The sequence below is a fragment of the Mucilaginibacter arboris genome (assembly GCF_009754915.1).
GTDB classification, from domain to species: Bacteria; Bacteroidota; Bacteroidia; order Sphingobacteriales; family Sphingobacteriaceae; genus Mucilaginibacter_A; species Mucilaginibacter_A arboris.
This window is the reverse complement of the sequence record NZ_WPIK01000008.1, coordinates 111,672-124,777: the sequence shown is the minus strand read 5'-3', so window position 1 is coordinate 124,777 and position 13,106 is coordinate 111,672. Positions and strand designations below refer to the sequence as shown.

The window sequence follows — 13,106 nt, the reverse complement described above, 5'->3', positions numbered from 1 at the left end:
TTTTCAAAATTCCAATGCTATATTGGTTTTATTCTTTACTGTTTATTATTTTTTTAATGAGATTTTTACCCGATAAAAGAAGCATTGTTATTTTACTTACGCTACTTATAATCAGTGTTTTCGGTTATTCGCAAGATACCAAACTTTATAAAATCTATAATTCAGCTACCCAAAAAACCATTACCGTTGATGAATTGGTAAAAGCATTAAGTAAAACAGATGCTGTTTTTTATGGTGAAGAACACAACGATTCTGTAGGGCATTTATTAGAAGCAAACATTTTAAAAAAGTTAGCCGAAGCACATCCGCAGAAACTTGCTTTATCTATGGAAATGTTTGAAACGGATTGCCAGAACGTTTTGAACGAATATTTATCAGGATTAATCCGCGAAAAGAATTTTGTAACAGATGCGCGTTGCTGGCCGAATTATCAGGATTATCGTCCTGTGATTGAGTTTTCTAAAGCTAATCATCTGCCGGTTATTGCCGCAAATGCACCTGGCCGTTATACCAATATGGTTAGCCGCATGGGTTTAAATGCTTTAAATCAGTTAACACCAACTGGAAAATCTTATCTTCCTCCGCTCCCAATTGACACCGCAACAGGTGCTTATCTGACTAAGTTTGAAGCTATCATGGGCGGACACAGTTCTATGGGCGGAATGCAAGTTTACCAGGCACAAAACCTTTGGGATGCAACAATGGGCTGGTCTGTTGCTTCTTTTTTAAAAGCACATCCCGGTTTTATGGTTTTTCAGATCAACGGTGGTTTTCATAGTGAAGAAAAATTAGGCGCAGTTGCACAGTTTAAAAAATATCTGCCTCAAGCTTCTGTAAAAAATATTGCTGCTTTTGCTTCGGAAGATTTTGCGAAACCGGATTGGGAGAAGCTGGGTAAGTTGGGGGATTTTATTGTTTTAACGGAAGGAAAAACAGAAAAAGGGTTTTAAAGGTCAGATAAAAATTTTTAAAATAGGCCTTTCCATCTACCATAAATTCAACTAATACTTACACCATTACTTCGATTAATCCAATGTTCATTAATAATTAGAATGCAGTTGATCGCGGAACTTCGAGCTTATGATTTCTAATCCCATGCAGGCCTGTTAACATATCAATGCTTTTTTTATCACATGTTTTTCTGTGCGGCCAACAAATCCCTAATCTCCGTTAGCAATAGTTCTTCTTTAGTTGCCTTAACTTCAACCGGCGCTGCAACAGGTTGCTTTCTTTGAAATTTGTTGATGGCTTTTATCACCATAAATAAAGCAACTGCAATTACTAAAAACGAAATAACCTGCGATAAAAAATTACCATATTTTATGGCAGTTCCGGGTATAACCAACAAACTTAAATCAGCCAGTTTAGCTGCTTTTAAAGCTGGTGTTAAAATGGCTGGTGTAATTACATCTTCCACTAACGAAGTAACAATTCTGCCAAAGGCAGCTCCAATTACAATACCTACTGCCAGGTCGATCACATTGCCTTTTAAGGCAAATGCCTTAAACTCACTTACAAATCCCATAAGTTTTAATTTTTTGATTTTTAATTCGGTTAATTAGGTACAAAATATAAAATTTCCCGTAGAACAAGGATTTTACGATAAAATATTATCCAGGATTTAGGTATCCTAATTTTAATGGTATTTTTGGGCATTCTTATGTTAAGACAAAACTTACAACAAAAACTACTTCAAAAGCTATCTCCACAGCAAATACAGTTTATCAAACTGCTCCAAGTCCCTACGGTTTCTTTAGATGCCCGCATTAAAGAAGAACTGGAGGAAAACCCGGCGCTGGAGGATTTGAGTTTGACAAATATGGCAGACCCCGTGGAAGAATATCCCGACCGGGACCCGGATGATGACAACTTTAATAAAGAAGAAAGCGGCAGCGAGGAGTTCGACGAATTTAATATTGACGAGTATTTGCAGGAAGATAATTTGAATGATTACGGCAGCAAGTACGACCAGAACGGCGATGATGACGAAGAGCGCAAGGAAATGCCGATTGCTATACAGAGTTCTTTTTTTGATAACCTGCAAAACCAGTTAGACCTGCTCCCTTTATCGGATAAAGATTTTAGGATTTGCCAGCAAATTATTGGCAGTTTGGATGATGATGGTTATTTGCGACGGCCAATTATGTCTATTACCGATGACCTTGCCTTTTCCCAGAATGTGATGGCAGAAGACGAGGAAGTGGAAGACATGTTAAAGGTGGTCCAGAGTTTTGATCCCGCTGGTGTTGGCGCGCGCGATTTACAGGAATGTTTGCTAATCCAGCTTCGGAGAAAAGATATCAATATTCCGGTAATCAGAAAAGCAATCCAGGTGGTAGAACATTACCTGGATGAATTTACCCGGAAACATTACGAGAAGCTCGAAAAATCCTTAAACCTGCACGATGATGAGCTGAAAGAGATTGTTGCAGAAATCCTGAAACTGAACCCAAAACCGGGAGACTCCAGCGAGGTAAACACGAAGCAAATGCAGGTTATACCTGACTTTCATATCCGTAACAGCGATGGCGTACTGATCCTTACTTTAAATGCTAAAAATGCACCTGAATTGCGTGTAAGCCGTTCTTATCAGGATATGTTCCAGCATTACGACAAAGCCGCGCAAAGAGATAAAAAACTGAAAGAAGCTGTCCAATTTGTAAAGCAGAAGCTGGATTCGGCCAAATGGTTTATTGATGCTATCAAACAGCGCCAGCAAACATTGCTGAAAACGATGAACGCTATCATGCATTATCAGTACGATTTCTTTTTAACCGGCGACGAAAAAAACCTTCGCCCAATGATTTTAAAAGATATTGCCGATAAAATCGGCATGGACATTTCTACCGTTTCCCGCGTAGCCAATTCCAAGTATGTACAAACAGAACATGGCACTTACCTGCTTAAATCTTTCTTCTCAGAAGCGATACAAACCGAAAGCGGCGAAGAGGTCTCTAACAAAGAAGTAAAGAAAATCCTGGAAGAAAATATTGCCAAAGAAGACAAACTGCACCCGCTTGCCGATGAAAAACTAACTGATATTTTAAAAGATGCCGGTTACAACATTGCCCGCCGTACCGTTGCTAAATACCGGGAGCAATTGAATATCCCGGTAGCAAGGTTGAGAAAAGAGTTGTAAGTTATAAGTTGTAAGTTATAAGTTGTGAGTTGTGAGTTGTAAGTTGTAAGTAAGAACGGCGATAACGAGTTATAAGTTTTACGTTGTAAGTTATAAGTAACAACGGCGTTCAACTTATAACGTAAAACTTATAACTTACAACACTCTTCCTACCAGAACCTTCTCGGGCAAATTACTTTATAAGCATTGTCCAGCATAATGCCCAAAATAATTTCGTGCGTGCCGTTGCTTACGGTGTTTAAGTTGGATGTGGTAAAATCATAAGCATAACCAAAATTCAGGAAGCTACTTACGTTTATACCAGCCATTGCTGCAATGGCATCATTTCTGCGATAAGAACCTCCAATCCAGAACCTATCTGAAAAAGCCATTTTTAAATTGATGTCAAATGTGGTTGGAACAGGGTTTACATACTTAAACATTACCGAAGGCAAAAGTGAAATATCATCTGCTATAAAAAACTTATACCCTGCTGTTACAAAATAATGGGGCACCGTTTTACTTTGATTGTAAACGGCGTTGGAAGAGAAATACAAGGTTTGCGGTAAAACCTGCTGGGCAGAAATACCTACAAAATACCTGGACGAATATGCCCAGACACCTAATCCTAAATCAGGTTTTAGCTGATTGGTATTACCGTTGGCAATAGCCGGATCAAGCGCATTTTCTAAAGTAATCTGACTTGTATTTAAGTTGATACTGGCCAGTCCGGCTGCAACCCCTACTGCCACATTTAAGTTACTGGTTATACCTAAATGATAAGCATAAGTAATATCATAATTGCTTTGGGTAATTGGCCCTGCTTTATCAGAAACTACGGTAAAACCGATACCATGATGCGGTGCAGCAGCCCTATAATCCTGTACATAAGAACGGCTCATCGGGTCTTCTCCGTTTCCTGGCTGGCTCATGGCATCGCCTTGTATAAATTTACTGCCCAGCGGCGTTTGTAAAGTAAAATACATGGTTACCGGCGCTCCGTCTAAACCTGTCCATTGGTTCCGGTACCCTGCTTTAATATCGGTATAATTTTCTATTCCGGTTATAGCAGGGTTAATCAGATAATTGTTAAAAATATACTGCGTGTACTGCGGCCTTTGTTGGGCATGGGCACCAATTATACCAAGTAAAACCAAAAAAGTAAAAATATATTTCCTCATTGTTTATCTGATGATTGTTATCGGGCCCGCTATTGTACTTCTTCCTAAGCCTGGATTAATAATATAATAGTATGTACCTACCGGCAATTCAGTTCCTTTATAACGGCCATCCCAAGGTACAGCATATCCTTTTGAATAGTAAATCCTTTCCCCATAACGGTTAAATACTTCCACTATTACATCCGGGTAACTATCTAAATATTTAATATTCCAGATATCATTTATGCCATCATTATTAGGGGTGAAGGTATTCGGGATTACCGGTGCTTTCAATACCGAAACAGTTATTTCATCGGCATTTGTACAACTATCTGCAGAGGTTACGGTAAGCTTGTAAGTGGTGTTAACGAGCGGACTGGCAACCGGACGCAAAATATTATCATGGCTTAAACCGGCAGACGGTGTCCACTTAAAGGTAAGGTTTGTACCGGAAACAATTGGGTTTAAGGTAACACCTCCCGCTCCTTCTAACAGGAAAATATCTTTGCCTGCATTTACTGTAGGTGTTGGGTTAACCGTAATTTGTTTGGTTACCGTATCGGCGCAGCCATTGTCGGCAGTAAACATATAACTGATACTTTGCGTTCCAACACCGGCAGCAGCAGGATTAAACAAACCGCTCGAACTTATACCTTTTCCGGAGAAAGTACCCGTTCCCTGATAACCATGAAGTTCGGTTGCTGCAACTTGAAATGGCATTACTTCCAGGCAAGTCCGAGACGGAAGCGCTAACGCTACTTCCGGGTTTGCCTTCAGGGTTATTACCTGCATTTTTTCGTCAACGCAAGTTAAACCAGAATAAGTACGCATTAAAACAGTATAATTAACGGTTGCAGGCGTATTAAAAACAGGATATTGATGACTATATAACTTATCCGCTGCCGGATCATCATCTGTTTCAGATTGATCAGGATGATTAGTGAAATCATAATACATAACGATCTTGGTCAGGTTTCCAAAATCAAGCGTAGAAGTATTCCGAAATAAAACAGCTTGTTTACTGCAAAGCGAAGCAGGGTTTAGCACAGTAAAATCAGCTTTAGGAACTGCTCCGTTTACGGTGAATTTGAAAGTTGTATCAGCAGAACAGCCATCCTGAGAAGTAACGGTTAATTTAACCTGGTAATCTGCGGCAGCCATATACTTATGCTGAGGATTTTTTTGAGTTGAAGTATTAGGGTTAGCAGCATTTGCAGCAGGATCGCCAAAATTCCATGAGTAAGTAAAACCAGATTCTGTATGATCAGCAATGCTGCTTTTATCGGTAAAATCTGCGTAAGCATCAGAAATACAAATTTCGGGCAAAGTAAAATTGGGAACAGGCAAAGGATGAATTACAACAGGAATAATCAAAGCATCACTGCGGCAGCCTAAATCAGAAATGGTTATTAATTGTACTTTGTAGTTTCCTGCAGCTTTAAAAATATGCTGAAAAGGTGTTTTGGCAGTTAATGTTTGTGTTGTTCCATCTCCAAAATCCCAGTTCCACTGTACAATATTTCCTTCTGCGGAAGTTGACTGATCGGTAAAAGTAATTGTTTTCGTTGCACAATCAGGATTGGAAACGCTGAATTTAGAAACAGGTTTGGCATAAATATGCACTTTTTGAGAATCTAACGCTGAGGTACAACCATTAGAATTAGTAACCAGTAAAGTTGCAATAAAATCTCCGGCCTTATTATAAACATGTGTTGGGTTTTGTGAAGTTGAAGTACCGCCATCACCAAAGTTCCAGGCCCAGTTTTTAATGATTGCTCCGGTAGGCATACTTTTATCTGTAAAAGTTAAACTATCGGATTGACAAGTTTGTGCTTTTGCAGTAAAGGCAGCAACAGGATTATCATAAACGGTAAAGCTGAGATCGATATCTTCATAGGATCCGCAGGCATCTGCAATCGCATTAAAAGCTTTAACCTTAACATCGTAAGTCCCTGCTTTTGAATAAGCTACAGCTTTAGGATAAGCATAAGTATATAAAGTTTTATTGTCTTTTACAGTTTGCGCAGTTAACACAGGATTATCAACAGCAAAAGAATCTACTGAATTTTGAGGCCTCCAGATCAATCTCGTTGTTTGGTACGGCAACGTTACTTCCAGTTTTACATCCTGGCCAACACACGCGCTGGCCAAAGTATCGCCCGCACTATTTTTGATCTGGACAAATTCGTTCAGGTTTTTGAGATTGGTCCCGGCAGAATAACCATAAGATTCTGCATTGCCAAAACCATAAGCAATAGCATTAAAACCAGTAGAAGCCTGAATATTATGCGTACCGGAAGAAACTGCAAACTGTCCGTAAGAATAGGAAGAATTTCCGGGAACTGTTTTAAACCCACCAGTTGGAGCAGTCCCATCAAGCGTAAAACTCGATGCAGCCGAAGCAGCAATAATTACGTTTATATAACTCTGAAGAATCTTATAAGCTGTAGGCGAGTAAAGCGTAACATTATTTACACTTTGCTCAATCGGGTTAAGATAGATCATCTCCGGGTCTCCAACATCTCCTTTAACATTTACCCCGCTTAAAGAATTTCCCTGAGTAACCGCATATTGTACTACCTGTACAGGTTTATCAGCGCTGATAACATTTGGAACAGTACTGTTAAATTCGTAATAAAAACCATTGGTAAAAGAAGCATTGCTTAAAACCGAACCGTTTAAAGTAACCTGAGTAGTTGGATCGCTGATTACAATGCGGTAAGTATCATAAGGCCGGTTACTTAAAGGTGCCGTGATGTAATTTCTGCCCCACGAAGCTGTTGGATAAACTTGTTGAAAAAGGTTATCTGCCGACATATTTGGCGTACCAATATAAATTTTGCTGCTGCCAGAAAATACAGCAATTTTTTTACAAACATTTGTACCGGAACTAACAGAACGGATGCGTGTTCCGGTTAAATCTGTTAACGACAGCCCCTGATATAATTCTCCTTTTTGTAAGGTTATGGTAAAAGGCGTTCCTGCTGGCCTGCCGCTGTTTAAGGTTGCTGTAGGCGTAATTTCTACGGTAGTTGTATCTTCGGTAGCAACAACAGCAAAACTGGAATAGGAATTTCCTTCGTTCGATCTTTGCGTATAATTGATGGAATAATAATCTTTAGCTAAAGTACTTACCGGTAAAAGGAGCGTTGCACCAGAAACTGCCGAAGCATAAATATGTGCATAAACCACGATCGGATCAGCAGCAGTGATATGAATACCTTTTAGAAATTGTCCCTCGGTAGCCAAAAATGCTGATTGAGGCATGGTAACGGTGGTAACCTGATTGGCTGTGACGGTAAACCCTTGTGAATAACTTCCATCAGCAACAGTTATCGTGCCCGAAGTGCTTACATCAGAAGTAAGGTATAAACTCATCTGGCAGGTATTGTTTCCTACAACACCTCTTACGTTATCCATATACGCCGTCCAAAATTCGGTGCCTTTATTGGTTTGCGAAAAAACCGGACAGGCAAAAAACAGCAGTAAACACAAAGAAAAAATACGGAGCGTAATTTTTTTTGTCATGCTGTTTTTATCAACCTAATTATGGTGTTCACAATTTTTAGTATTTATAGTAACCTATATTTTTTTCCGGCGTATAAAAAGAAAAAATCAAAAGGTCATGATCATCTGTTCGCTGATATTTTTCCTTTATAAAAAGCTTTTTTATCCAAAAAAACTTCCTAATCTACTAACATAAAATCAGTTTAATCTACAAAATTTCAAATTTTAACATTTGAAATTTTCATTAAATTATATCGATAATCTTTTTGCCCTTAAAGACAATTTCAAATAAAATCTATTGGTTATTTTTTGAATGAAGAAATATTAGCGTTGAGGGGGAAAATAAAAAAACATCCGGTAAAAACAGCATTACAGCATTCCTTTCAAAACCACCCAAACGTTTTGTGCCACAATTTTAGCGCCTTTTGCTGTTGGATGGATGCCATCACGCTGGTTTAATTCCCGGATCCCTGCAACATTTTCAAGTAAAAAAGGCACTAATTGCATATTGTTCTTTTTTGCTAAGCGCGGAAATATCTTTTTAAAATCATCTGCATATTTCCCTCCCATATTTGGCGGAACTTGCATTCCGGTCAAAATCATTTTTACGTTTGGATATTTTGTTTTTACCTGATCGATGATCGACTGCAAATTCACTTCGGTTTCTGCAACCGGAATCCCTCTCAAACCGTCATTCGCACCTAATTCCAGCACAAAAATATTTACAGGTTGTTTCAGCAGCCAGTTGATCCTGTTTTTACCGTCGGAACTTGTTTCTCCGCTTAAACCTCCGTTAATTACTTTATAAGGAAGTTTCAGCGAATCAATATTTTGTTGGATGATGGCAGGAAAAGCCTGGTCAGGATCATCCAAACCATAACCAGCCGTTAAACTATTGCCAAAAAACAGGATGTTTTTTTGTTGCTGGCTTTTAGCTGATGCTTCTTTTACCGTATCTTTTTCTGTATTGGTATTTTGCCTGGCGTTATTTCCGCATCCGCAGAAAATAAAAATTAAAATCAGGGACAGGAAAGGGAAAACTTTTTGCATAAAGGCGTAACAATTTTACTGAAATGAATTCTTAAACATAGTGCTGACATTTAAGTTTAGCTTTAAACGTATATTTCGACTCATTTAATATTTTTAGCAGTTTGAACAATATCCTCAAAATAGAAAACCTCACCAAAACATACAAAAGTGCAGGTAATACTTTAACCGTTTTAAACAATATTAATTTTTCTGTTGAAGAAGGCTCTACTTTTTCCATTGTTGGCCCTTCGGGAAGCGGAAAAACAACTTTACTCGGACTTTGTGCCGGTTTGGATCGTTCCACTTCCGGTTTGGTAGAATTAAATCAAATCCGTTTGGATAATTTAAGCGAAGATGAACGCGCGCAAATCCGTAACCAGTATGTTGGTTTTATCTTCCAGAATTTCCAGTTGCTGCCAACTTTAACAGCTTTGGAAAACGTGATGGTCCCGTTAGAGTTGCGCGGAGAAAAAAACACACGAACACGTTCTATGGATTTGTTGGATAAAGTTGGGTTGGCAAACCGTAGCCATCACTACCCGGCACAGCTTTCCGGCGGCGAGCAGCAGCGTGTTTCACTTGCGCGCGCTTTTTCCAATGACCCTAAAATATTATTTGCTGATGAACCAACGGGAAACCTCGATGCCGAAACCAGCGAAAAAATGGTGAAACTTTTGTTCGATCTGAACCGCGAAAACGGCACAACCTTAATTCTGGTAACACACGATATGGAACTGGCTTCTAAAACGCAGCGCATCATCCGCATCAAAGGCGGCAATTTAATTTCCGACGAGAGAACGGTTGCCATTTAAATACTTCTTTTACCGATACTTTTTTTGAATGAATAACGAACCTGTTAATTATAAAAGGCCGATCAATTTTGGCTGGCTGTTCCAAATGGCCTGGCGCGACAGCCGCAAAAATCGTTCACGCCTGTTTCTTTTTATTTCTTCTATTGTTTTGGGAATTGCTTCCTTAGTCGCCATTTATTCTTTTGGTTTTAATCTGAGGCAAGATATTGACCAGCAGGCAGCAGAATTGGTTGGTGCCGATATGGTTATTTCAGGCAATAAACCTGTTTCTCCGCAGATACAAACTTTAATTGATTCGCTTGGCGACCGCAAATCAACCCAACGCAGCTTTGTTTCGATGGTTCAGTTCACCAAAAACCAGGGAACACGTTTGGTAGAAGTCCGCGCTTTGGAAGGTGCTTTTCCTTATTATGGTTCGATAGAAACCACGCCGGTTTCAGCAGCAGCAACTTTCCGAAAAAATAAACAAGTGCTTGCCGACCGCAACCTGATGCTGCAATTTAACGCGCATCCCGGCGATTCTTTAAAAATCGGCAACGTAACTTTTGCCATTGCCGGAATTTTAGATAAAGCGCCCGGACAAACCAGTTTATCTGCTTCCGTTGCGCCTGTGGTTTACATGCCGCTTGTTTATTTGCAGCAAACCGGTTTAATGCAACGCGGCAGCCGCATTAGTTACAGTTATTACATTAAGTACGACCGGCAGGAAAATATTGAAAAACTGACCAATAAAATAGAACCTCGGCTGGATAAAGAAGATTTAAACCTGCAAACCGTTGCTTCCCAAAAAGAACAGACTTCGCGTTCTTTTGAAGATCTTACCCGTTTTCTGGCTTTGGTTGGTTTTGTTGCTTTGCTGTTAGGTTGCATCGGCGTGGCAAGTTCTATCCACATTTACGTGCGCGAAAAGCTACAGGCAATTGCCATTATGCGTTGTTTAGGCGTAAAATCTTCAGAAGCTTTTTTAATCTATCTTATCCAGATTGTTGTTATTGGTTTTATCGGTTCTGTTATTGGCGCTGCTTTAGGAACCATTGTTCAGCAATTGCTTCCTGTAGCTTTTAAAGATTTTCTGCCGATTGCTATTACGGTTGATATTTCCTGGGCTTCTATCGGGACCGGAATTTTGTTAGGCGTGGTTATTTCCTTGCTTTTTGCTTTGCTGCCTTTGGTTTCGATACGAAATATTTCTCCGCTCAATACTTTGCGTTTGTCTTTTGAAGAAGCAACTGCTAAACGCGATCCGCTGAAATGGCTGGTTTATTTACTGATACTGGCTTTTATTCTGGCGTTCACTTATTTACAACTAAACAACATCAAACAAGCCGTTGCATTTACAGGTTTTGTGTTGCTGGCGTTTTTTGTTTTGACAGGAGTAGCAACACTAATCATGTGGCTGATCAAAAAATTCCTGCCTTTTTCCTGGAGTTATTTGTTCCGGCAAGGATTTGCAAACTTGTACCGTCCAAATAATCAAACTATTATTTTGTTGGTTTCTATTGGTTTGGGTACTGCTTTTATCAGCACTTTATTTTTTATCCAGTCGATTTTATTGAGCCGGATTAATCTCTCTTCCGGAGGAAATCAGCCTAATTTGATTTTGTTTGATATCCAAACCAACCAGCAGCAGCAAGTAGTTAATTTAACCAAATCGCAGCATTTGCCTGTGTTTGGAATGGTGCCGATTGTAACGATCCGCTTGGAAGAGTTAAACGGAAAAACCGGTGCTGTTTATAAAAAAGATACTTCTTTACACATTCCCCGTCAGGTTTTTAGTCGCGAGTACCGCGTTACTTATCGTGATACGTTGGTTTCTTCCGAGAAAATTACAGCCGGAAATTGGATTGGCAAAGCAGGTGCAAATGAAGTTGTACCGATTTCTGTTGAAGAAAAATTTGCCGATCACAATCATTTAAAAATTGGTGATAAAATGTTGTTTAACGTGCAAGGCGTAAACATGGAAACCAAAATTACAAGTTTCCGAAAAGTGAATTGGAACCGAATCCAAACTAATTTCCTGGTACTTTTTCCAAAAGGCGTTTTAGAACAGGCACCGCAATATTTTGTGTTTACTACGCATGTTCCGTCAGCTTCGGCTTCTGCGAAATACCAGCAGGCAATTGTGCGGCAATTTCCAAATATTTCTGTTATTGATCTGGCTTTAGTGCTAAAACTATTGGATGATATTTTAGGGAAAATCAGTTTCGTTATCCGTTTTATGGCTGGTTTTAGTATTGTTACCGGTTTAATTGTGCTGGTTGCTTCTGTACTGATCAGTAAATACCAACGTATTCAGGAAAGCGTTTTGTTACGAACATTAGGCGCAAGCAAAAGGCAAATCCTGATTATTACCGGACTGGAATATTTTTTTCTCGGTGCCATTGCTGCCTTAACCGGAATTTTAATTTCCGTTCCGGGAAGCTGGGCTTTGGCTAAATATTCTTTTGATACACCTTTTTCGCCGCCGCTGCTGCCGGTTCTCATCCTGTTTTTTGTAGTGGCGCTGATTACTGTTTTTATCGGCCTTTTTAACAGCCGCGGCATTTTAAACAAACCACCGCTGGAAGTATTACGATCTGAAGTTTGATAAAATATTTTTGTTTTACTTAAAAAACTTGTAACCCTGCATCAATTCTTACCGTAGAAGTAAGTGGTTTTAGAATTAATTGGTTAATGTTCTGTTTTAGTTAAATCCCTGCCTGAAAAGGTGGGGATTTTTTTGTTGTGAGGAAAAATTAATTCAAGGCATAATTTTGTTAATTATTTAATCACTTGGGATGTAATCAAAACAAAAATTTAGAGTTACTTAATCAAGTAAATAAAGAGATTCTCACCAGGCCAAATTTGTAATCCTATTTTTAACTCAAGGATTTTTAATCTTATACTTCAACCAAATTATAACCGCACTTTTCAATCAAAAATTTCAAACTGTTTTTAACCAAAAAACTATATTTTTATGTGGTAAAAGAAGTATTGTAAACTGATCGAATAATCACAAAAAAACTCATTAGAATATGAAACTGCTATCAATTTTACTATTTTTTACTTTTGGTATTGGTTATGATAACAGCGTAAAAAACACAACAACCAAACAGAGCACGTTAAATGGAACCTGGATTCCGGTAAAACAGCAATTCGGCGGAAATGAGCTACCAAAAGAAGCATTTGAAAAACAACGGCTTGTGTTGAACGACAGTACTTATATCGTGACTGCCGAATCGGTGGATAAAGGAGTGGTAAAGCTGAGCGATAATAAGATGGATATTTACGGACGGGACGGCGTAAATAAAGGAAAGCACTTTACTGCAATTTACAAACTTGAAAACGGACAGTTAACGGTTTGTTACAACCTTGCGGGAACCAGTTATCCAGAATCTTTTGATACCAAAGATAAGCCCATGTTTTTTCTTGCCGTTTATCAAAAAGAGCCGTCGAAATAGTGTTATTAGTCGGACTTGCAATCCGCTTATTGTTGAATAA

General features: G+C 39.0%; 9 protein-coding genes. 5 read left to right on the top strand and 4 right to left on the bottom strand.

The annotated features are described in order from the left end of the window. Positions 1 to 56 precede the first annotated feature (56 nt). The gene (locus tag GO621_RS10390; protein WP_157566732.1) at positions 57 to 950 is read left to right on the top strand and encodes a ChaN family lipoprotein; all 894 of its coding nucleotides are present in this window, start codon (positions 57 to 59) and stop codon (positions 948 to 950) included. A 179-nt stretch (positions 951 to 1,129) separates the two neighbouring features. On the opposite strand, the gene mscL is transcribed toward GO621_RS10390, so the two are convergent. Further along, a complete protein-coding gene (gene mscL, locus GO621_RS10385) occupies positions 1,130 to 1,525 on the bottom strand; it encodes a large conductance mechanosensitive channel protein MscL (protein WP_157566730.1) in 396 nt (131 codons plus the stop codon). 135 nt (positions 1,526 to 1,660) lie between these two features. Here mscL and rpoN point away from each other — a divergent pair, with 135 nt between their 5' ends. Next, positions 1,661 to 3,139, top strand: a complete 1,479-nt coding sequence (gene rpoN / locus GO621_RS10380; RefSeq protein WP_157566728.1) for an RNA polymerase factor sigma-54 — start codon at positions 1,661 to 1,663, stop codon at positions 3,137 to 3,139. A gap of 149 nt (positions 3,140 to 3,288) precedes the next feature. Here rpoN and GO621_RS10375 read toward each other — a convergent pair whose 3' ends face one another. The 3 genes from GO621_RS10375 to GO621_RS10365 form a co-directional block, all read right to left on the bottom strand. Then, complete coding sequence (locus GO621_RS10375; protein ID WP_157566726.1) at positions 3,289 to 4,299, bottom strand: PorP/SprF family type IX secretion system membrane protein; 1,011 nt, start codon at positions 4,297 to 4,299, stop codon at positions 3,289 to 3,291. A gap of 3 nt (positions 4,300 to 4,302) precedes the next feature. Then, entirely contained in the window at positions 4,303 to 7,806 is a 3,504-nt protein-coding gene (locus GO621_RS10370; protein ID WP_157566724.1) for a gliding motility-associated C-terminal domain-containing protein, read from the bottom strand. Positions 7,807 to 8,154: 348 nt separating this feature from the next. Beyond that, positions 8,155 to 8,835, bottom strand: a complete 681-nt coding sequence (locus GO621_RS10365; protein WP_157566722.1) for an arylesterase — start codon at positions 8,833 to 8,835, stop codon at positions 8,155 to 8,157. A gap of 101 nt (positions 8,836 to 8,936) precedes the next feature. Here GO621_RS10365 and GO621_RS10360 point away from each other — a divergent pair, with 101 nt between their 5' ends. The 3 genes from GO621_RS10360 to GO621_RS10350 all read left to right on the top strand — a co-directional run bounded on the left by GO621_RS10360 (position 8,937) and on the right by GO621_RS10350 (position 13,066). Beyond that, positions 8,937 to 9,626 (top strand): ABC transporter ATP-binding protein, encoded by a 690-nt coding sequence (locus GO621_RS10360; RefSeq protein ID WP_157566720.1) that lies wholly within the window; start codon positions 8,937 to 8,939, stop codon positions 9,624 to 9,626. A 28-nt stretch (positions 9,627 to 9,654) separates the two neighbouring features. Continuing rightward, a complete protein-coding gene (locus tag GO621_RS10355) occupies positions 9,655 to 12,213 on the top strand; it encodes an ABC transporter permease (protein ID WP_198170209.1) in 2,559 nt (852 codons plus the stop codon). A gap of 427 nt (positions 12,214 to 12,640) precedes the next feature. Continuing rightward, positions 12,641 to 13,066 carry a TIGR03067 domain-containing protein gene (locus tag GO621_RS10350; RefSeq protein ID WP_157566718.1) on the top strand — a complete coding sequence of 142 codons (426 nt, stop codon included), beginning with the start codon at positions 12,641 to 12,643 and terminating at the stop codon, positions 13,064 to 13,066. The last annotated feature ends 40 nt before the right edge of the window (positions 13,067 to 13,106 follow it).

What these genes read in the sequence shown, in the direction of transcription:
- GO621_RS10390 (WP_157566732.1), top strand. Translation starts at nt 57, where the DNA reads ATGAGATTTTTACCCGATAAAAGAAGCATTGTTATTTTACTTACGCTA.
- mscL (WP_157566730.1), bottom strand. Translation starts at nt 1,525, where the DNA reads ATGGGATTTGTAAGTGAGTTTAAGGCATTTGCCTTAAAAGGCAATGTG.
- rpoN (WP_157566728.1), top strand. Translation starts at nt 1,661, where the DNA reads ATGTTAAGACAAAACTTACAACAAAAACTACTTCAAAAGCTATCTCCA.
- GO621_RS10375 (WP_157566726.1), bottom strand. Translation starts at nt 4,299, where the DNA reads ATGAGGAAATATATTTTTACTTTTTTGGTTTTACTTGGTATAATTGGT.
- GO621_RS10370 (WP_157566724.1), bottom strand. Translation starts at nt 7,806, where the DNA reads ATGACAAAAAAAATTACGCTCCGTATTTTTTCTTTGTGTTTACTGCTG.
- GO621_RS10365 (WP_157566722.1), bottom strand. Translation starts at nt 8,835, where the DNA reads ATGCAAAAAGTTTTCCCTTTCCTGTCCCTGATTTTAATTTTTATTTTC.
- GO621_RS10355 (WP_198170209.1), top strand. Translation starts at nt 9,655, where the DNA reads ATGAATAACGAACCTGTTAATTATAAAAGGCCGATCAATTTTGGCTGG.
- GO621_RS10350 (WP_157566718.1), top strand. Translation starts at nt 12,641, where the DNA reads ATGAAACTGCTATCAATTTTACTATTTTTTACTTTTGGTATTGGTTAT.